Origin of the sequence: Thermococcus sp. JdF3, assembly GCF_012027495.1 — an archaeon.
Taxonomy (GTDB): Archaea; Methanobacteriota_B; Thermococci; order Thermococcales; family Thermococcaceae; genus Thermococcus.
This window is the reverse complement of sequence record NZ_SNUK01000004.1, coordinates 184,904-202,518: the sequence shown is the minus strand read 5'-3', so window position 1 is coordinate 202,518 and position 17,615 is coordinate 184,904. Positions and strand designations below refer to the sequence as shown.

At 54.2% G+C, this 17,615-nt stretch carries 22 protein-coding genes and 2 tRNA genes; 14 read left to right on the top strand and 10 right to left on the bottom strand.

The window, feature by feature from the left end; translation table 11 throughout:
* Window positions 1–260: 260 nt before the first annotated feature.
* The 9 genes from E3E42_RS08115 to E3E42_RS08075 all read left to right on the top strand — a co-directional run bounded on the left by E3E42_RS08115 (window position 261) and on the right by E3E42_RS08075 (window position 5,116).
* Complete coding sequence (locus E3E42_RS08115; RefSeq protein ID WP_167903915.1) at window positions 261–1,205, top strand: hypothetical protein; 945 nt, start codon at window positions 261–263, stop codon at window positions 1,203–1,205.
* A 69-nt stretch (window positions 1,206–1,274) separates the two neighbouring features.
* Window positions 1,275–1,862, top strand: a complete 588-nt coding sequence (locus E3E42_RS08110) for a hypothetical protein (protein WP_167903913.1) — start codon at window positions 1,275–1,277, stop codon at window positions 1,860–1,862.
* 2 nt (window positions 1,863–1,864) lie between these two features.
* Window positions 1,865–2,836, top strand: a complete 972-nt coding sequence (locus E3E42_RS08105) for a hypothetical protein (protein ID WP_167903911.1) — start codon at window positions 1,865–1,867, stop codon at window positions 2,834–2,836.
* A gap of 105 nt (window positions 2,837–2,941) precedes the next feature.
* Window positions 2,942–3,145 (top strand): hypothetical protein, encoded by a 204-nt coding sequence (locus E3E42_RS08100; protein WP_167903890.1) that lies wholly within the window; start codon window positions 2,942–2,944, stop codon window positions 3,143–3,145.
* On the top strand, window positions 3,142–3,414 hold the full coding sequence (locus E3E42_RS08095; RefSeq protein WP_167903889.1) for a hypothetical protein: 273 nt from the start codon (window positions 3,142–3,144) through the stop codon (window positions 3,412–3,414). The genes E3E42_RS08100 and E3E42_RS08095 overlap by 4 nt, the downstream gene beginning before the upstream one ends.
* Window positions 3,411–3,668, top strand: coding sequence for a hypothetical protein (locus tag E3E42_RS08090; RefSeq protein WP_167903888.1), 258 nt, complete (start codon window positions 3,411–3,413; stop codon window positions 3,666–3,668). The genes E3E42_RS08095 and E3E42_RS08090 overlap by 4 nt, the downstream gene beginning before the upstream one ends.
* Before the next feature lie 4 nt (window positions 3,669–3,672).
* A complete protein-coding gene (locus E3E42_RS08085; protein WP_167903887.1) occupies window positions 3,673–4,020 on the top strand; it encodes a hypothetical protein in 348 nt (115 codons plus the stop codon).
* A 4-nt stretch (window positions 4,021–4,024) separates the two neighbouring features.
* Window positions 4,025–4,207: a hypothetical protein gene (locus tag E3E42_RS08080; protein WP_167903886.1), complete on the top strand. Its 183-nt coding sequence runs from the start codon at window positions 4,025–4,027 to the stop codon at window positions 4,205–4,207.
* A 12-nt stretch (window positions 4,208–4,219) separates the two neighbouring features.
* Complete coding sequence (locus E3E42_RS08075) at window positions 4,220–5,116, top strand: hypothetical protein (protein WP_167903885.1); 897 nt, start codon at window positions 4,220–4,222, stop codon at window positions 5,114–5,116.
* A gap of 53 nt (window positions 5,117–5,169) precedes the next feature.
* Here the strand turns inward: E3E42_RS08075 and E3E42_RS08070 are convergent, their stop codons facing one another.
* Window positions 5,170–6,216, bottom strand: coding sequence for an integrase (locus E3E42_RS08070; protein ID WP_167903884.1), 1,047 nt, complete (start codon window positions 6,214–6,216; stop codon window positions 5,170–5,172).
* A 168-nt stretch (window positions 6,217–6,384) separates the two neighbouring features.
* On the opposite strand from E3E42_RS08070, the gene E3E42_RS08065 reads away from it, so the two are divergent.
* Window positions 6,385–7,560, top strand: a complete 1,176-nt coding sequence (locus E3E42_RS08065; RefSeq protein ID WP_167903883.1) for a CBS domain-containing protein — start codon at window positions 6,385–6,387, stop codon at window positions 7,558–7,560.
* A 96-nt stretch (window positions 7,561–7,656) separates the two neighbouring features.
* Here the strand turns inward: E3E42_RS08065 and E3E42_RS08060 are convergent, their stop codons facing one another.
* Genes E3E42_RS08060 through E3E42_RS08050 form a run of 3 tightly spaced genes read right to left on the bottom strand, consistent with a single transcriptional unit; the run spans window position 7,657 to window position 10,828 of the window.
* Window positions 7,657–8,760: a DUF835 domain-containing protein gene (locus tag E3E42_RS08060; RefSeq protein WP_167903882.1), complete on the bottom strand. Its 1,104-nt coding sequence runs from the start codon at window positions 8,758–8,760 to the stop codon at window positions 7,657–7,659.
* Window positions 8,757–10,016, bottom strand: a complete 1,260-nt coding sequence (gene glmU / locus E3E42_RS08055) for a bifunctional sugar-1-phosphate nucleotidylyltransferase/acetyltransferase (protein ID WP_167903881.1) — start codon at window positions 10,014–10,016, stop codon at window positions 8,757–8,759. The genes E3E42_RS08060 and glmU overlap by 4 nt, the downstream gene beginning before the upstream one ends.
* Entirely contained in the window at window positions 10,013–10,828 is an 816-nt protein-coding gene (locus E3E42_RS08050; protein ID WP_167904048.1) for an undecaprenyl-diphosphate phosphatase, read from the bottom strand. The genes glmU and E3E42_RS08050 overlap by 4 nt, the downstream gene beginning before the upstream one ends.
* A 55-nt stretch (window positions 10,829–10,883) precedes the next feature.
* Between E3E42_RS08050 and E3E42_RS08045 the strand changes: the two genes are divergently transcribed.
* Window positions 10,884–11,690: an MBL fold metallo-hydrolase gene (locus E3E42_RS08045; protein WP_167903880.1), complete on the top strand. Its 807-nt coding sequence runs from the start codon at window positions 10,884–10,886 to the stop codon at window positions 11,688–11,690.
* Window positions 11,691–11,759: 69 nt separating this feature from the next.
* Window positions 11,760–12,839, top strand: coding sequence for an NOG1 family protein (locus tag E3E42_RS08040; RefSeq protein ID WP_167903879.1), 1,080 nt, complete (start codon window positions 11,760–11,762; stop codon window positions 12,837–12,839).
* 111 nt (window positions 12,840–12,950) lie between these two features.
* On the opposite strand, the gene E3E42_RS08035 is transcribed toward E3E42_RS08040, so the two are convergent.
* Entirely contained in the window at window positions 12,951–13,343 is a 393-nt protein-coding gene (locus E3E42_RS08035; protein WP_167903878.1) for a 30S ribosomal protein S8e, read from the bottom strand.
* A 134-nt stretch (window positions 13,344–13,477) separates the two neighbouring features.
* Between E3E42_RS08035 and E3E42_RS08030 the strand changes: the two genes are divergently transcribed.
* Window positions 13,478–14,368 carry a DUF4013 domain-containing protein gene (locus tag E3E42_RS08030; RefSeq protein ID WP_167903877.1) on the top strand — a complete coding sequence of 297 codons (891 nt, stop codon included), beginning with the start codon at window positions 13,478–13,480 and terminating at the stop codon, window positions 14,366–14,368.
* Here E3E42_RS08030 and pyrG read toward each other — a convergent pair.
* Window positions 14,365–15,966: a glutamine hydrolyzing CTP synthase gene (pyrG, locus tag E3E42_RS08025; protein WP_167903876.1), complete on the bottom strand. Its 1,602-nt coding sequence runs from the start codon at window positions 15,964–15,966 to the stop codon at window positions 14,365–14,367. The genes E3E42_RS08030 and pyrG overlap by 4 nt on opposite strands.
* Window positions 15,967–16,081: 115 nt before the next feature.
* On the opposite strand from pyrG, the gene E3E42_RS08020 reads away from it, so the two are divergent.
* The gene (locus E3E42_RS08020) at window positions 16,082–16,228 is read left to right on the top strand and encodes a hypothetical protein (RefSeq protein ID WP_167903875.1); all 147 of its coding nucleotides are present in this window, start codon (window positions 16,082–16,084) and stop codon (window positions 16,226–16,228) included.
* A gap of 71 nt (window positions 16,229–16,299) precedes the next feature.
* Here E3E42_RS08020 and E3E42_RS08015 read toward each other — a convergent pair whose 3' ends face one another.
* The 4 genes from E3E42_RS08015 to E3E42_RS08000 all read right to left on the bottom strand — a co-directional run bounded on the left by E3E42_RS08015 (window position 16,300) and on the right by E3E42_RS08000 (window position 17,551).
* Window positions 16,300–16,680, bottom strand: coding sequence for a DUF555 domain-containing protein (locus tag E3E42_RS08015; protein WP_014012281.1), 381 nt, complete (start codon window positions 16,678–16,680; stop codon window positions 16,300–16,302).
* Between the two features lie 10 nt (window positions 16,681–16,690).
* Window positions 16,691–16,978 carry a DUF357 domain-containing protein gene (locus E3E42_RS08010; RefSeq protein ID WP_058939223.1) on the bottom strand — a complete coding sequence of 96 codons (288 nt, stop codon included), beginning with the start codon at window positions 16,976–16,978 and terminating at the stop codon, window positions 16,691–16,693.
* Window positions 16,979–17,384: 406 nt separating this feature from the next.
* A tRNA-Val gene (locus E3E42_RS08005) sits at window positions 17,385–17,462 on the bottom strand.
* Window positions 17,463–17,473: 11 nt separating this feature from the next.
* Window positions 17,474–17,551, bottom strand: a tRNA-Ala gene (locus tag E3E42_RS08000).
* Window positions 17,552–17,615 lie beyond the last annotated feature (64 nt).

The following is a 17,615-nucleotide window of genomic DNA, read 5'->3' as shown; positions in this document are numbered from 1 at the left end:
GCCTTTTTCTTCAGATTTCTACCGTTCTCTCCACTTTTCTGGTTCAGTGCTTAAATATTCAGGGTGCTCTATTCTCTACGAGGCCTCACGGCCTCAAAAGCGAGACAAAGGTGAGAGGTGAGGGAGATGGACTGGAAGGAGATCTTTACGGGAGACTTCCTCGTGAACATGCTGAGCGTTCTGGCCGCGCTGTACATCTGGCACAAGTTCCTGGCCAAGAGGGTCTGAAGGCGAGGCAGTAAAATCAGGAGGTGAGACCGGTGTATAAGGTGAAGGAGACCCTTGATGATGTTTTGACCCTTCAAGTGAAAAGCATTGACGTTCCTCGCAACGGCGTCATTGACAGCATTGCACTTCTTGCTAAAATCACCCTCTCCAACGGGGGAGCGGCCGATGCCAACGTCAGCATGGAGGACGTTCTCAAGGCGATAAATGAGATCCGCGTCGTCAGCAACGGTAACGTCGTCCATTACGCGCTTAGGGGAACCGACATCGCTTACCTGAACGTTTATGACACTCACGGGAAGGCGCTTAGTCTTACAGACACGGTTACCGTCCCGGCTGGCGGGACAAAGGACGTCAGCTTCCTCATCATGCTTGATGCTGGCCAGATTCATGCACTCCTGAAGGACCAGCTTCAGATCAAGGTTGACTGGAACACCAGCATAACGACTGACGTCAGCGTCAGCGACGCTTCAATCAAGGTTACTCTTGATAAGGAGGTTTATGAGAGCGCTGAAGAGTACGTCATGGCCTATTCGGCCGGCGAATATGGCGAAGTCTTCATCGAGGAGCCGAAGGTTTATGCAATCGAGAAGGCCTTTAACGCGCTTGGAGAGCTAACTGAGGTCTTCGAGCTTCCGGTCGGCTCGGTCCTCAAGCGTGCACTCCTCGTCTTCTACGATGACACTGGAGCACGTGCTGACATTGTGGATAAGTACGCACTCGTCAGGACCAGGCCGGCGAGGATACAGCTTTTCAAGATTGACTACCCGACCAGCAGGGAGCTGGACAAGGTCCAGTACAAGCTTCCGAGCGTTCCGACCGGCATGACAATGTTCGACTACGACCGGGAGGTCGTGATTGGAGGTTTCGACCTCCGCGAGGAGGCTTCGGGAACCTTCAAGATTGCGCTTAAGACCACCGCGAGCGGAAAGGTTCGCTACATAAGCCACGAGATCGTCCCGCAGGCCATCAGGCTCTGACCTCTTTTCCTTTCATTGAATCAGCCGGCTGAAATCAGCGGCTAAAATCGGTTTTCGAGGTGAGTTAAAATGGGTAAGCGGTACATTAGGAGGGTGTATACTGACAGGTACGGTAGGGTGCATGAGGAGCTGGTGGACACCCGGACTGGGAAGGTCGTTCCGGTTCCACTGGAAAAGAAGGCCAACGATGTTCTGAAGTCCAAGTACGGCATCTCCATGGCAGAGTTAAGAAGGATTGTCGAGACTTCGAAAAGTCAGCCTGAAGCCATCGCAAAGCTGAGGAAGCGTCTTCACGGTTCTACGAAGTATGACCCAAGATTTTTTGAGGTAGAGAGACTCCTCAACCAGCTTTACGATGCTAAGGAGCATGCATACATTCCTAGCGTGAAGGTGAAGACCGAGAAGGCACTCCGCAGTCTAGTCCCTGCTAAAGTAGAGGTGGAGCAGAACACCGGAATAAAGACCGTTCCAAAGCCGCAGCCAAAGCCGAGCGTTGTGGCCAGGAAGGTGAGCGTAACCTCAGCTACTCCAAAGCCTCAACCGGCTACCGTGCACGTTTCCCAGGCGAAGAGGGAAGAGTCAGGTCATAGAAACATCGGCCTCCTCATCGGCGCAGTGATTGCCTTCCTGGTTCTCAAAAAGGTTCTGGGGTGGTGAGTATGGCAGTTCCAGCAGTCATCGCGTTCAAGGAGAGGGACAACATCATACAGCTGGCGATGTACGCTTTCTTAGCAATTGCAGTTCTTTACACGCTTTACAAACTCTTCGGCGTGTTCAAGGAAGTCGGGGAGAAGGTGGAGAATTTCATGAACAACCTCAAAAACGACCTTGAGCAGGCGCCTGAGAAGTTCACCCAGACCGGAAAAGACCTCGCGACCATAGTAAAGGGGACCCTGACCGGCAAGCAGAACACTGGAGAGTACAACGAAGCCATGACCCGCCTGCACTATGGAGGATCGGAGTGGAAGCCTGGCGGAGGTGGCAAGATAAACAGAAAAACTGGAACCATCAGAAAGTATGGGACTCCCGTGAGACCTGGACAAGAGGTCCTCTTTGACGGTGAGTGGTACGCCAACCGCTTTGTAAACAACCTGGTGAAGTCCCCGGACAGCAATGAGTATGTCTCCAGGGAGGACGCGCTCGCGAGGAAGTACGGATTCAGCACTTACGCGCAGTTCAACGCATGGCTTTCTGGAGTCAAGGCAGCACTCAAGGCAGCGGGGAAAGACCCGAGCCAGATGAGCCTTGACCAGATTGTGAAGTACGGCCGGGAGCTTGAGAGGAAGAAAGAGGAGTGGAAGAAAACCCACAAAGCGACGGCGAGGCTGGAACCCCACAAAGATGTAAAGCGTCCCTGGCTCAAACCGCTTCCACTTGAAAAACAGGACGAGCTTCTCAATAAGCTGCACCCACGTACCCCAATCGGGGGTTCTCTCCCTGCGAGGGGACTCATACCAATTGGGGACGGAAAGTGCTTGGACGTAAGAACTGGCAAACGAGTGCCATGTCCAAAATTACCTGTTCGTAACTTTCCCAAATCACGTGAAATCCTCCCTGCACCGCACCCAAAACCAATACTCGATCAACCAAAACGCGTTCTTCCCGTGAGAATACCTGTTCACATGAGGTGAGAGCATGAAACTCGACCGCGAGACCCTCTTTCACGGCCTCGTCCTTTTCATTTTGTGGATGGCCTTCCAGATCGAGTTCAAGAAGTTCCTTGAGAGGGTGAGAACATGACCACCAGCATTGAGATCTGGAGCTCTGCAATAACGATCATTGGCACCGCACTCCTGACAGCCTACGCAACCTCCAAGGCGAACGAACGGATCCTCAAGACCATCATGGACCGCGTGGACGAGCTTGAGGACAGGATCTTCAACCACGAGCAGCGCCTCAGCCGCCTCGAAGGGAAGGTGGCAAAGGAGGCGGGAGCATGAGCAGGAAGAACAGGAACATCTACCTCGGCAAGCGCGTGAAGGACACCGGGAGGAAAGGCCTCGACAACCTCAGGGAAGTTGAAGACATCTGCAAGGCAATCCTGAGCGATTACCAGCGGGGAAAAATCTCCTACGCCAAGGCCATGAGACGCCTGGTTTTCCTCCGCACGACCGTCATCAAGCGGAGTGAGAAGCTGGTTGGGAAGAAGCCGAAGGCCTACGCTATCGTGAGTAAGTACGAGGAAAAGCTGAGGAGGTTGAAAAAATGACCGGTGTGAACCTCATCGACTTCACTATGCCTTCCCCGGTTCCGGCTCCAGCCGGTGGGAAGGCCAAGGCCAGAGACGTGGGAGGGATGAAACTCGTCCTCTCGAGGAGGGAGAAACCGGCCAGAGAAGAAGTGGAGAAGAAGGCAGGAGATGAGAATGCCAGAAAGGTGGAATGGTGGAAGGCACTCCTACCACTCCTTGGCATCATCATCGTGATTAAACTCGCGACCTGGCTGGTGAGGAGGAAGAGGTGAGAGCATGAGCGAGATGAAGGTGAACGCATACTTCGAGCCGGCGGACAACGTTGTGGTTGAGCTGACCGACAGCGAGAGGAGTCAGGAAGTGGATTTTGGAACGCTGAGCCACATCACGGCCATCAGCGTCAGCCACGGGAACGATGATTACGTCATAATCAGGCTGAGGAAGGTCGAGGATACAAAGCCGTTCTGGAGCGCGAAGTTCTACAAGGGACTGAACGGCCAGGTGTTCATCCAGCCGATTCCAAGGGATCCGGTGAGAAAAGTTATCGTCGAGGTCGAGCCTGGCGGGAGCCTCACCGCAATCAACGACAGCGTCCTCGTTAATATAAGCTACATTCAGGGGTGAGAGCATGCTGTTAATCAAGGGGATTGGGGGTTCTACGCCTGGATTGGAAAGGTTAGTATCTCCCGAGGTGTCCTACTCGCTTGGTGGCGGAGTTGGACAGACAACAACACAATCTGGCAATATCCTAGGCGGAGTTGGACAGACAAAGATCTTGATGGGGATCACCACAGACGTCACTATTGGCTAGAGGTGAAATAAAATGGCCACATATAATATGCAATCCGCTTTTGTGAAATATTATAAAGAGTCCACCGATGACTACAGCATACCAATAAAGTTTAGTGTTGTGAACTTTAAACCCTACGTGCTCTACGTTAAAGTATCGATAATAAATCCTGGAAATTCGGGATTCACTTTCAGTGACAGTACGACAGAAAAGACATTTGCAGTAGGTTCGAGTACTAATAACACATTCTCAAGTACAGTAACACCCAACAACGCAGTTACTGAGACCATGCGGGACGACATAGCACTGAGAGTTGAATACTTCAAGAATTCAGACTATACTGGGAAACTTGGTGAGGACACAATAAACTACCAGTTAAATTATTACATTCAAAACCAAGACCTGAGTTGGACAAGTTCACAGTACCCCAATGAAGACGCAGTGGTCTTTGACGTGATACCAGCCACACAATGGGGTGGTACGACCTCTGCAACAGGGTTAAAAAACAACGTAAGGATAGTAGCATCAGGCGGTAAAAATTATGGCACTACCACAGGAATCATCGAAGACATTGCGGTAAAGTTAGGTCAGTCAGCAAAGGCTTGTGGGTACAACTCGACATCTTTCACAGTGAGAATCATCCCATACTATACGACAGGGGGAACAATAAAAGACAAGTTTGTGGCGGGTGTCGTGAAAGTCATCTCTCTTGCAGGAGATACAAAGTATCTAGAGATAAGATATTCAGATGGAACCACCCTAGCCACGTTGAGCTCTACGGGCAAATTAAAGAAGTTCGTTTTCTTCCCAGCACCTTTTAATGGGGAAATTTACATGTACGGCTATACAAAGACAGACTACAGCTGGTGTGAAACGGTTAAAGTTATAGCACAACTGGATGGATTAATAGTCTTTAATCCTCTCCCGTGACTTTCTTTTTTCCAGTGGACACCAACTCCACCAAGGAAAAGAAGAAAGAAAGGCTAAAGCTCCAGAATCCCAAGCTCTTTTTCCAATTTGTCCACCATGTAATAATAGATCCTCGCAGCATTCTGCACGTTCCAACGATAGTTCCTCCCGCCGACGTTCTTCGGCGCTCTTCCCTGGAGGAACTCAATGAGATGCATGGCATCAGCCGGCGGATTCGGAACCGTGCTCATCACATTGTCGTTCATGAAATTCTGGAAGAACTTCCTGAAAAGCGCGAGGTCCTTATGCTGCTCAGGGTGCTCCAGCATTGTCCTCTTGTAAGTGTTGTCCTTCCTCATCCTGTAGCCTGAGGCCTTGAACCTCTTGAGGTCCTCAACCAGCTCAACCGGAAAGACGGCAATGTAACCCCTCTTGGTCTGATGCTTCCTATGAGGCAGTTTTACCCTTTCCATGTCATAAACTGCAATCTTCTCCTTCCACTCCTCGGGAATGCCGAAGGCCTTGAAGGTGTCATCGATAACCCTCAGGTCGAACTGGTTCATCAGCTCGCGGACCTCGTCAGCACGAAGGCCTGTGAAGGCCAGAAGCTTGAGGTAAAGCTTGCGCGCGTGGACAACTTCAGGCTTTGAAGCCTTCACATCCTTGAGGATCTCCCTGATGTCCTCGGCGCTGATGACCTTGGCCGACTCAGGCCTGGCCTTAGTCTTGATGTTTGGAATGACTGCCTTGAAGTCTATTGCCTCACTCTTCCGTATTCTCCCCGTGGCCACGAGGAAGTTGATGTAGCTCCTAATGGCAAGGTAGGCATGACGATCAGGAAAGCCGTTTTTAGTGGGAGAAATTGATTCAACGATTCTGCGAAGCTCCTCAGGAGTGTTTGCCTTCTTCCCCCAGAGGTACCTGTTGAGTTTGCTAATGTATATCCTGGCCGAAGACGGAGACTCCCGCTGTATCCACTTGGCGTATTCTTCACGGTCACGACCATAATGGATCTTGGCTGTGGAATCAATCAAAGCCTTTCCTGTAAAAACGTCTTGGGTCTCTGGCTCGCTTTTCGTCATTGCGTCAATGTGCGGCCTTCTTTCCTCAAAAGTACGCATCTCGAGTCCAGCGCCTTCCCAGGCTAGGCTACCCCGGCGCGGTTGAGAGTTCATGGTGAAGTTTTATAAATCTTTCCGCGAAAAATTTATTAATCAAAGGTTATTAAAATCTCGTTGAAAAGGTTTAAATTGAGCGCCGCCCTAGTATAATATGAAGGAGGTGACAGCATGGTCGGTATTCTTGTGCAGGAAGTTATGACCGACAGGTTCCAGAAAATCGACATCGCCGCCCCGCTTTCTGAGGCGATCGGAATTTTTGAGAAGGAAGACCCCGACCTCATTCTGGTCTTCGATGGAAACCTGTACAAGGGGGTCCTGACGCAGGACCTTATTATACGCTCCCACCTCAAGTGGGATCCAACCAAGGCCAAGGTTAGGGACGTGTACAAAACCGCCCCCGTTATCAAGCCGGATGAAGACCTTAGCAAGGCCGCCAAGCTCATGATGGAGGTTGATCTCCGCTCCCTTCCCGTCGGGGAGAGCAAGGCTGAAATCATCGGAGTTATAAGTGACATGGAGCTTCTCAAAAGGGTCGCAGAGGGAGAGTTCGGAAAGAAGAAGACCGAGGACTTTATGACCAAGGACGTTATAACCCTAAAACCGGACGATACCGTCGCCAAGGCGCTGGCAACGATGCGCGACCACGCAATATCGAGGATTCCAATAGTAAACGAGACCGGAAAGCTCGAGGGACTCGTAACCCTCCACGATCTCATAATAAGGTTCATCAAACCCCGCTTCAGATCCCAGTACGGTGAGGTGGCCGGCGAGAAGATTCCCCCGTTCAGCATGCAGCTTCGCGACGTCATGATAAGGGGCGTCATAACCGCCAAACCGGAGGCCAGCGTCAGGGAGGCCGTGGCAACGATGATGGAGAACAACATCGATGGCCTCGTCATCGTTGATGACAGCAACAGGGTCGCGGGTGTCCTGACCGTAAAGGACCTGCTTCTGCCCATATCGAGGATGGTTGAGAAAGAGGCCCGCTTCTACCTACAGCTGGGAGGCGACGCGGAGATACTCAGTGACTTCACGAGGGAGCGCATCATAGAGGACGTCCGGCGCTTCGTCGACGGTTACGAGGATCTCCTCGGCCAGGAGGGCATAATATACCTGTACATAAGACGCTTCAACGAGAAGTTCCGCGGTGTGCACCTGTATCAGGCGCGGATGCGCGTTGTTACCGACAGGGGAGTGTTCATAGCCACCGGGGAAACCTGGGGTGCGATACAGGCGGTTCACGATGCCCTGAGGGCCATCGAAAGACAGCTGCTCCAGAAAGCCGAGCTGGAGCACGATACCCGCTACTACAAGAGGTTTATAGAAAAACTCGGGCTGGGGTGATTTCACTCCGGTTTTTCATTTGTCTTTTTGGAAGCCGTTAACTGGAGTTACATTGGAGCAAAAAGTTGGAACCCCTCCCCCCACGACAGGGGAAGGTCAGTGGCTGAATTCCCTCTCCAGTATCCTTCTCTGGCGCGGCTCCAGGGTCCTGAGGTTGGCCACCAGTATGATTGTGCCCCCAGCGCTGGCTACCCGATCCTTGACGTTGAGCAGAAATTTAACGGCGTTCTCGAATCCGTTCTCGAGCATCAGGTACTCAAGGGCATCGATATAGATCAAACCGTACCCCTGGCCAATGGCACGGGTTATAAGATCGGTCAGGATATCTATCTTCGTCGGACCCATGGCATAGATTGTAGGTGATTCCTCCAGCTTGCCCTCCTTCGCGCGGGTTATCCAGAACACCAGCGAGTTGGGGTGGATGCTCTCTTTCAGCATCCCCACGTCCTCGCGGGTTATGAGTATGACGCCCGGTTTATCCCACACGTTTCCAAACCTGTGAACCACTTCCTCCCGTGTCGGGAACAGGTACGCCCCGGGGGGTATTTTCACGTCGGCGGGGGGCGTCACTGGAGTCAGTGGGTAGAACACAAATTTCGTTGCGCCGGTAGCGGCCATTAATCTGAACACCGCCCCCATAAAAAAGCCAATCGGTGCGAACCACTCGATGAACCTGGTCACAGGGTAGGTCAAGTTGAGTGCCCCGAGAAGTATCAATCCCCACGGAAACATCATCTCGACCCAGTGGTGGGATACAACGTATTTTCTCAGGACGTTGCCAACGTAGATAAGCCCCCCACCGAAGGCAAGCGACGGTAGGATGGCCCGCGTTGTTGGATTGTTGAGAACATCCGTGGCCAGCAGGAGGAGCCATATGTAGGAGATCACCGAGAACAGGGAGATGTAAACCACGTGCTTAAGCCGGCTTTCCCCGTATTTCAAATGAACCGCTCCCCACATCAACAGGAACGCAATAAGAAAGTTCGGAATCTTGGAGGCGATTGCGTAGGCATCCGGGTGCAGTATAATCCCCAAAGGCTCGAGGATGTAACTCTCAACGTCGAGGGCATCTATGAAAAACGCTGTCGTTAAGAGGGCCCATCCTTTTTCCCGGGTCCTGTATGCCTTATAAAAAACGGCCACGAAAAGAACCCACCTCGAAATAAAGTTGAGGTAGGGAACGAAAGACTCACCGTTCATCTCGTCATCACCGTTTTCTCCTGCTTCACGGTGACAATGTGCCCCTGTGGCACATTTCTATCAACTATAACCCCCGGCCCGATAAAAGAGTTACTCCCTATCTTTCTGCCGGGGTAGATGCTGACGTTTATGCCCACCTTGACGTTGTGACCGATTATCGCACCGAGTTTGTGCCTGCCGCTGTCCTCGAGCTTGCCCTTAACCTCAACCCTCACGTTGCCCCTGTCGTGTCTGAGGTTCGCCGTTATCGTCCCCGCGCCCAGGTTGGTGTTCTCCCCGATTATTGAGTCGCCGACGTAGTTGAGGTGGGGTGCATTGCTACCGTCCATTATTATGGAGTTCTTGACCTCCACCGCGTTGCCCACGTGGCAGCCGTCCCCTATGCTGGTAGCGGGGCGTATAAAGCAGTTGGGGCCAATTCTGGAGTTCCTTCCTATCTTAACCGGGCCCACGATGTACGCCCCGCTCCGAACGACGGTGCCCTCGCCAATCTCAACGGGGGGCACTATAGTGGCCCCCGCCTCGACTATACCCCGTATTTCGTGCCTCAGCCTGTTCTTCAGGAGGTATTCGTTGAGCTCAAGGAGGTTCCAGGGCCTGCCTATGTCGTTCCAGTAGCCGGAGTAAACCGCGTATGCCACCCTTCTGCCCGCCCCTATCATGAGGTTGAGGGTGTCCGTTATCTCGTACTCGCCGCGCTTGCTCACGGGGGTCTTCCCGATGAACTCAAAGACCTCGGGCTTGAATATGTAAACGCCGAGGTTGGCGTAGCCTGAAACCTTCCCGGGTTTCTCCTTCACCCCGGAAACGAGGCTCCCCTCAACCTCGATCTTGCCAAAGTGGCTGAGGTCGTCGAATTCCTTGACCAGAAGGGCCGCGTCGGCCTTTTCCCTTCTGAATGCAGCTATCAGGTCCTTTACACCCTCGATTTCAAAATAAATGTCGCCGTTGACCGCTATGAACTCCTCTTCCCCGATGTGCTTTCTGGCGGACTCTATTGCCCTGGCAGTCCCCTCACCGGGCAGCTGCTCAACGTAGGTTATCGGTTTGCCGTTGAACTCATCGCCCAGGGCCTTAATCAGCTTCTCCTTCTCGTAGCGAACAACAATGATGAACTCATCCACGAAAGGGTCGAGGTTCTCAAGAACGTACCCAATTATAGGTCTGTTGGCCACCTTGAGTATGACCTTCGGCCTATCATCCGTCAGCGGCCGGAGCCTTTCACCCTTTCCCGCGGCAAGAACAACCGCCTTCACATGACCACCCCCATCAGGTAAACCGCGATTGCGATTAAACCGAAGGACACGAGGAACGCCCGCCTGCCCACCGCGCCGGCAAGTCTGAGGAGGAGCTTCATCGTCACAAAGCTCACCACGAAAGCAGACAGGAACGCGGTGAAGAGCAGCGCGACTGGAAGCTCGGGGTCCCACCCCCCCATGAAGGCGAGCTTCAGGACTAGGTACACGGGTGCCACAAGGAAGCTCAGCTCAAGGGCCCGCTTTACGTCCATACCGGTGCTCACAAGGCCGAGGAGAACGAAGCCACTCCTTGAGAGTCCTCCGATTAGGGCGATGCCCTGGGCCAGCCCGGAGATCACCGCATCCACCAGGGTGGCCTCGTCCTTTTTCTCCCGGATGCTGCTTTCGATCCCCTCAAGGGGTGCCCGACCGCGCGTACCGGCCAGCAGGCCAATCAAAATCATGCCCAGACCTGCGATCGCGTTTATCAGGTCGGAGGTACCGGGATCCACTGCGTCGGAAACCGTCTTCAGGACGGGGTACCCCACCAGCAGGGTGAACACGGAGGCGTAGATGAAGTACATCATGTCCGGATCAAGACGCCTTTTAATCGCATTGTGGGAGCCGAGCGCTATCAGCTCCCTGAAATAGAAGAGGATGGCAAAGGTCACGCCCAGATATGCAGGGACAAGGTAATCACCGTACGAGGGTGCAACAGCCTCCAGAATAGTAGTGAGGGAGTGGCCCTCCGGACCGACCGGGAGCCAGGAGCCAAGTGCGATTATAATTCCTGAAATCAGCGGTGCAACGTAGTCCACAGGCGATATCATGGCAACCACAGAAGAATTTAAACGGCCCAAAACATAAACTTTTCGAGGGATTCGGATGAGGCTGACCGTGATCTACGAGAACCATGCGGGGTTCGTAAAGGGCCTCCTGGGCGGGCACGGATTCTCCGCCCTTGTGGAGCACAGGGGCAGAAGGGTGCTCATCGACACAGGAACCGACGGGGAGGTGCTTCTCAGCAACATGAGAGAACTTGAAATTGATCCGGGGGAAATAGACTTCGTCTTTATAACCCACGGGCACTACGACCACACGGGCGGCCTGAAGGCGTTTTTAAATGCGCGGGAGGAGCCAGTGCCGGTCATCGCCCACCCAGGAATCTTCCGGCGCAGGGTGGCACTTAAACCCCGCAGGAGGGATATAGGAATCCCCTTTGACAGGGGGGAGCTTGAGGGGCTCGGGGCCGGGTTCATCCTGAAAGAAGAGCCCTTCGAGTTTGCGCCGGGACTCTGGAGTTCCGGGGAAATACCGCGGCGCACATGGGACAGGGCCGTTGGATACGTTGAGGAGAACGGCCGCCTCATCAGAGACCCGATCCCCGACGATATCGCCCTGATCATTGACCTGGAAGACGGGGTCGCCGTCGTCACCGGTTGCGGCCACTCTGGAGTTCTGAACATAGCGTGGCACGCGGAGGACGTTCTTGGAAAGCCGGTCAGGGCGTTGATAGGGGGACTTCACCTGAGGGACGCCAAAAAAGAGCTTCTCAATGAAGTCGTTGAGAGAATCGACGCCGAAAGGCTCTACGCCGGCCACTGCACGGGGCTGGACGAGTACGCGTTCCTGAAGGCGGGGCTGGGCGGGAGGATTGAACCCCTCCACGTCGGCAGGGTCATCGAGCTTTAGCGAACCTTTAAATACCCGGCCGAAAAGCTAAGCACCGCGAGAGAAAAGAGAAAATGAGAGGTGAGAGAGATGAAGAACCCCTTTGAAAAGATGCCGACGGTGCTTACCGCTGACGAGATTATCGATAAGGCCTTCAGGAGAGCGGAGAAGGCGGCCTCGGCCCTCACTCCCAAGGGCGGCCCCAGGGCCAAGGCCAGGCAGAGAGAAGAGCTGAGAATCAGGACGATCTCCAACGTCATCCGCGACAACCTGAAGAAACTGCTGGACAGGACGCCTGGAGTCTCGGAACTTCCTCCGTTCTACCGGGAGCTGGTTGATACGCTCGTTGACCGCGACCAGTTCCACCGCTCCCTGGCCCACGTCAACTGGGCAATAAAGACGATACGGAACCTTGAGCAGCGCTACGCCGAGAAGATACGATACTCGCGCGACCCGGATGAGATGTCAAGGCTCCGCAGGCAGTTCTACGGCCGCGTCGCCGACGTCATCAGGGACATCGCCGACGACCTTGAGTACCTCAACCAGGCCAGAAACGTCCTCAAAGACCTCCCGGTCGTTGATCTCAACCTTCCGACGGTCGTGATAGCAGGTCATCCCAACGTCGGCAAGAGCACGCTCCTCAGGGTGCTGACGAACGCCAGACCGGAGGTGGCCAGCTACCCATTCACGACGAGGGGCATAAACGTCGGTCAGTTCGAGGAGCACTACCTTAAATACCAGGTCATAGACACGCCCGGGCTGCTCGACAGGCCTCTGAGCGAGAGAAACGAGGTGGAGAGGCAGGCCATCCTGGCACTCAAACACCTCGGAAAGGCCATCGTCTACATCTTCGACCCCAGCGAGTACTGCGGTTATCCTATTGAAGAGCAGACCCACCTGTTCGAGGAGATTTACAGCGAGTTCGGTGAGTTCCCCTTCATCGTCGTCCTCAACAAGGTGGACATAGCGAACGAGGAGAAGATAAGGAAGGTAGAGGAGTTCGTCAGGGCCAAGGGCCTCGAACCCCTCAGAATCTCGGCGCTCAACGGTGAAGGCCTGGAAGAACTCAAAAAGCGCGTCATAGAGCTCGTCAAGCCGATGGTCGAGGAGCAGGCGAGGAGGATAATGGAAAAGGAGCTGAGGAAGTACAGGGAAGAGCTGGAGCTCTGACCCGCGCTTCTTTTATATCGTTAACAACTGTAAATCCAGAAAAGTTAACGGTAGCGTAAAGTTTTCAGGGTTAACGGTACTTAACGACAGCACTTAAAAGGAGAAAAGAATTCAGGCGCTCTCTCCCTTGATGAGAACGGCGTTGACGACGCCGTCCTGGCCGGGCCTGCTGGTAACTATGGCCCTGCCGGCCTCGGTCTCGACGATGGCGCCCCTGGTGATTATGTTCCTCCTGACGTACTGCCTGTTGGCCGGGTTCTCGACGACGTTGAGGATCTTGACCTTCTTGCCCTTTCCGCCGTCGAAGACGTTGGCGTAGAGGGCCTCGATGAGCCTGACCTTCCTGTTTCCGCCGTAGGTCCTGATTATCTTCTTCTTTTCCCTGTCCTCGCCGACCTTGGTGAAAGCGGGCTCCCTTCCGAGCTCCCTCTTTCTCTTCTTCCTAGCGAGGACAATCCTTCCGCCCGAGGGCTTCTTGAGTGATCTTCCCTGCCAGATAGCCATTCTTCTCACCTCATGAGATTGATATTCCCGTTTACAACCTATCGCCACTTTCGGAGGTTCGTTTATAAGCTTTTCTGGCTCGGGGCTCAAAAAATTTAAAAGGCCCCTCCCCCATTACTCCAGCGGGTGGTGGAATGGGCGCGATAGATGCATTTGTAAGAACCTTCTCGCTCATGATGGAAGCTAAGAGGCTCTACATCCCTGCGTTGATCTTCGCACTCCTTCTCGCACCTGTAGCGGCTTACCTGCTCCCCAGTGAACCGTCCTTTGAGATAACACCGAACCAGACCACCAGCGGGGATGTGATGATAGAGCAGTACGGTGGGGACGTGGAGGAAGAGTTCCTGGACTACCTCACCCAGCTAGGCAAAGCCCTGGCGGCACTCACCGCGGTCAGCATTATCCTCGGCTCGGTAGTGCAGTACGCGATCACAAAGGGGGTTCTCCTCCACGAGACCGGGAAGGATTATTCCCTGGGCGAACTCCTAATCGACGGCCTCAAGCACCTGCCTGGCGTCGTTATCATAGAGCTCATATTCACCGTGGTGGCCATCGCACTCGCCGCGGTCGCACTGATACCCGCGGCTCTGGGGACGCTTTTCCTCCCGTGGGGTGCAGTGCTGGTACTGATAGGGATTCTGCTCCTCCTGGCGATTCTGGCCATCACAACCAGCCTTACGGCCATAGCAATACCCCTCTACGCGGATAAGGGAAGGATAAGCGCGGCCTTTGAGGCATTTGGAATGATCTTCGGAAACGCCCCCTCCAGCCTCGCGTTCGGCGTGCTCCTCTGGGTGGGCGTGATAGCGATGACAATGATCGCGGGATCACTGGGCTTCGTCGTGGAGGTGATCCTCCCGGCGGGGATTGCCAGCTACGCATCCCAGTTCCTCCAGGCTCCCTTCAACGCCCTCCTCATGGAGTTCCTGTACGTTGGAGGCGTCGCGTTTTACAGGGAAATCCAGAAGATGGAAGAACTGAAAAAAGTTGACGAAGAGCTCATGGAGCTTGGAATTGAGATCTAACCCCCGTATTTCCTCTCTTTTGCGGCCTTAACGAGCCCGCGGAACACGGGTGCAGGGTTCATCGGCCGTGACTTGAACTCGGGGTGGAACTGTGTGGCTATGAAGTACCTTCTGTCCGGGAGCTCGAGTATCTCCATCCTCCTGCCGTCGTCCCCTGCCACTCCGCTGAATACCATTCCCGCCTTCTCAAACTCATCTATGTATTCCGGATTGACCTCCCAGCGGTGCCTGTGGCGCTCGTAAACTATCTCCTTCCCGTAAAGGGCCCTGGCCATGGTGTTGGGTTTTATGTGGACGGGGTAAGCTCCGAGCCTCATCGTACCTCCGAGCCTGTCGAGGTCCCTCTGCTCCGGCATGAGGTCAACAACGGGATGAGGTGTCTGCGGGTCTATCTCGGTTGAGTGGGCGCCTTTCAGGCCGAGGACGTTCCTGGCGAACTCAACGACGGTGAGCTGGAAGCCAAAGCAAATCCCGAGGAACGGAATGTCGTTCTCCCTCGCGTAGCGCGCCGCCATCATTTTGCCCTCGGTTCCACGGGCACCGAAGCCGCCCGGGACGATTATCCCATCGACCCCATCCAGAAGCTTGACTCCGTGCTTTTCAAGCTCCTCGGCTTCTATCCAGCGTATCCTGACCTTGACGCCGTTGGCAACGCTGGAGTGCTTCAGGGCCTCCTTGATGCTCAGGTAGGAGTCCGAGAGCTTGACGTACTTGCCGACGACGGCTATCTCAACCGTGTCGGTAAGGGACTTGTATGTCTCAACCATAGCCCTCCAGGCATCGAGGTCTGGCTCCCTCTCGGGCAGACCGAGCCGCTTGGTGATGTACCTGGCCAGCCCCTCCTTTTCGAGCATCAGCGGTACCTCGTAGGTGTCCTCAACATCGTAGGCGCTGATCACAGCCTCGTCGGGGACGTTGGTGAAGAGGCTTATCTTCATTCTCGCGCTTTCTTCGAGCGGGTCCTCCGAGCGGGCCACTATCGCATCGGGCTGGATTCCGAGGCTCCTAAGCTCCTTGACGCTGTGCTGGGTCGGCTTCGTCTTCTGCTCGCCGACAACGCGGAGCTTCGGCACGTAGGTGACGTGGACGAAGGCAACGTTCTCCCTGCCCTCCTCGATCTGCATCTGCCTCGCCGCCTCGAGGAAGGGCATGCTCTCGATGTCGCCGACGGTCCCACCTATCTCCACCACGACAACGTCGTAGTCCCTGGCGAGCCGCCTGATGCGGCCCTTTATCTCGTTGGTGATATGGGGTATGACCTGAACCGTCGCACCGAGGTATTCTCCTTTCCGCTCCTTCTCAATGACGGCGGAGTAAACCTTGCCTGTGGTTATGTTGTGGTCAAAGCTGAGGCTCGTGTCGAGGAAGCGCTCGTAGTTGCCGAGGTCGAGGTCAACCTCGCCGCCGTCGTCGAGGACGAAAACCTCACCGTGCTGGTAGGGATTCATCGTTCCCGCGTCGTAGTTGAGGTAGGGGTCGATTTTGATGTTCGTCGTCCTGAGGCCCCTGGCCTTCATCAGCATTCCCAGTGAGGCGCTGGTTATACCCTTCCCAAGACCGCTAACAACACCACCCGTGACGAATATGAACTTTGCCATGGCAAAACCTCCAGGGGTTATGTCGTTGGTTGATTGGTGAGTGCTTAAAAGCTTTGTCGAGGCGGGAGGGAAAAGGCTTAAATAGATTCACCTACACACCACTCGTTGATGTAACATGGAGACTCCCAGCATAGAATTCGATAAGACGCTCAGAAGTAAGAAGTTCGTGGGTCTGCTCATCGCGACCCTGCTCGTAACCTACGCCATTCCCTTCGCGCTCGGCTGCTCATCCTGCTCTCCCTCGGAGCGGTGCGGTACGTGATAAACAGCCTGGGCGCACTGTGGGTGTACGCGGAGACGGCTTCAGAAGAGGAAATTGAGGGGGAAACTTGATCACTCCCCAAGCTCCACGCCGTCCCCCTCATCCTCCTCGGTCAGCTCCCGTATCTCATAGACCTTGAGGGGAACCTTCTTGAGGGCCTTGCCGATGACGGCCTTGGCTATCCTCTCGGCGTGCTCGATGGTCTGGGCGTTGTACACCTTAATCGTGAGGTACATCCCCACGAGACCAACCGAGCCAATGACGAAGGCGCTCTCAAAGTGGGCCCCGCAGACGGGGCACTGGGAGTAGCCTATTTCAACCCTCACAAAATCGAGCTTCTCCTTGTTGAGCGCCTTGGCGACCTTGGAAACCGCAACGTTTATCGCGTCCTCACTGGTCTCGACGTCCCTCACGATTATGGGTGCCTCCAAAACGACGACGTAGTCTCCCATGGCTCTCACCTCAGCCGAAGGCAAAAAGTCTGTCATCCTCTCCCCTGAAAACGCCAAGCCTCACGCCGGCGTCGATAAAACCATGCGCGTAGTTGAGTGCCGCGAAAGCCGTCACGTAGTCGCCCCTCTCGTAGTAGTACCTGGCGTCGTTGAAATAGCTCCTCGCCATCGTCAGAAAATCCTCCGCAACGCCCCTAAGAAGGCTCTTCTCGTGGACGGCTATTTCAAGGGTCTTTAAAGCCTCTTCGGTGATTCTAAAGTACTTCTGGAGCTTTTCCTCGGTTATCTCCCGCCCCACCGGTCTCGCCTCACGGTTGGTTGGGGCGTTGTCTTATAAACCTTATCGTCTCAGTCTACACCCGAGCAAAGCCCGACGTCGTGCAGGCAAACAAGCGTTTGGAAAAAGCTTGACCAAAAGTTTGTAGCTCTTTGCATTGTCGCGTTTGGAAAAGTTTCGGTTTTCTTTCTCTTGAGAATCTGTTTTTAATAGAGAACAATGAACAAAATGCCAAGCTTATCAAAGGGGTTTACTTTTCCTCTGACGCCCTTTGGGCGTCTTTTTAGGGTTAAACCCCTTTACAATGAGTTCCTAAAGGAGCTCTCACTCAAAACACTTGATTTTAAGTAGAAAACCTCCCAAGAACTTGCACTTCAAGAAGGAGCTACGAACTTTGATGAAACTTTTGCTTGGCAGAAGTTTCTTATGGTGGGCCCGCGGGGATTCGAACCCCGGACCTTCACCGTGTCAGGGTGACGTCATAACCAGTCTAGACCACGGGCCCAACCCAAGGAATGGTGGACCGGCCGGGATTTGAACCCGGGGCCTCCGCCTTGCCAAGGCGGCGCTCATACCAGGCTGAGCTACCGGCCCACTTCCATCGACGCCGTAATCACCTATCTGGGTGGGTTTATAAATTTTACGGTCGGTGTCCTCT

Coding starts and splice junctions, on each gene's coding strand:
- pyrG (WP_167903876.1), bottom strand. CDS start 15,966: ATGGCAAAGTTCATATTCGTCACGGGTGGTGTTGTTAGCGGTCTTGGG.
- E3E42_RS08035 (WP_167903878.1), bottom strand. CDS start 13,343: ATGGCTATCTGGCAGGGAAGATCACTCAAGAAGCCCTCGGGCGGAAGG.
- E3E42_RS08075 (WP_167903885.1), top strand. CDS start 4,220: ATGGCCACATATAATATGCAATCCGCTTTTGTGAAATATTATAAAGAG.
- E3E42_RS08015 (WP_014012281.1), bottom strand. CDS start 16,680: ATGGGAGACTACGTCGTCGTTTTGGAGGCACCCATAATCGTGAGGGAC.
- E3E42_RS08060 (WP_167903882.1), bottom strand. CDS start 8,760: ATGAACGGTGAGTCTTTCGTTCCCTACCTCAACTTTATTTCGAGGTGG.
- E3E42_RS08105 (WP_167903911.1), top strand. CDS start 1,865: ATGGCAGTTCCAGCAGTCATCGCGTTCAAGGAGAGGGACAACATCATA.
- E3E42_RS08020 (WP_167903875.1), top strand. CDS start 16,082: ATGGAGACTCCCAGCATAGAATTCGATAAGACGCTCAGAAGTAAGAAG.
- E3E42_RS08070 (WP_167903884.1), bottom strand. CDS start 6,216: ATGCGTACTTTTGAGGAAAGAAGGCCGCACATTGACGCAATGACGAAA.
- E3E42_RS08080 (WP_167903886.1), top strand. CDS start 4,025: ATGCTGTTAATCAAGGGGATTGGGGGTTCTACGCCTGGATTGGAAAGG.
- E3E42_RS08050 (WP_167904048.1), bottom strand. CDS start 10,828: ATGATATCGCCTGTGGACTACGTTGCACCGCTGATTTCAGGAATTATA.
- E3E42_RS08100 (WP_167903890.1), top strand. CDS start 2,942: ATGACCACCAGCATTGAGATCTGGAGCTCTGCAATAACGATCATTGGC.
- E3E42_RS08065 (WP_167903883.1), top strand. CDS start 6,385: ATGGTCGGTATTCTTGTGCAGGAAGTTATGACCGACAGGTTCCAGAAA.
- E3E42_RS08095 (WP_167903889.1), top strand. CDS start 3,142: ATGAGCAGGAAGAACAGGAACATCTACCTCGGCAAGCGCGTGAAGGAC.
- E3E42_RS08085 (WP_167903887.1), top strand. CDS start 3,673: ATGAGCGAGATGAAGGTGAACGCATACTTCGAGCCGGCGGACAACGTT.
- E3E42_RS08030 (WP_167903877.1), top strand. CDS start 13,478: ATGGGCGCGATAGATGCATTTGTAAGAACCTTCTCGCTCATGATGGAA.
- E3E42_RS08110 (WP_167903913.1), top strand. CDS start 1,275: ATGGGTAAGCGGTACATTAGGAGGGTGTATACTGACAGGTACGGTAGG.
- E3E42_RS08045 (WP_167903880.1), top strand. CDS start 10,884: ATGAGGCTGACCGTGATCTACGAGAACCATGCGGGGTTCGTAAAGGGC.
- E3E42_RS08040 (WP_167903879.1), top strand. CDS start 11,760: ATGAAGAACCCCTTTGAAAAGATGCCGACGGTGCTTACCGCTGACGAG.
- E3E42_RS08090 (WP_167903888.1), top strand. CDS start 3,411: ATGACCGGTGTGAACCTCATCGACTTCACTATGCCTTCCCCGGTTCCG.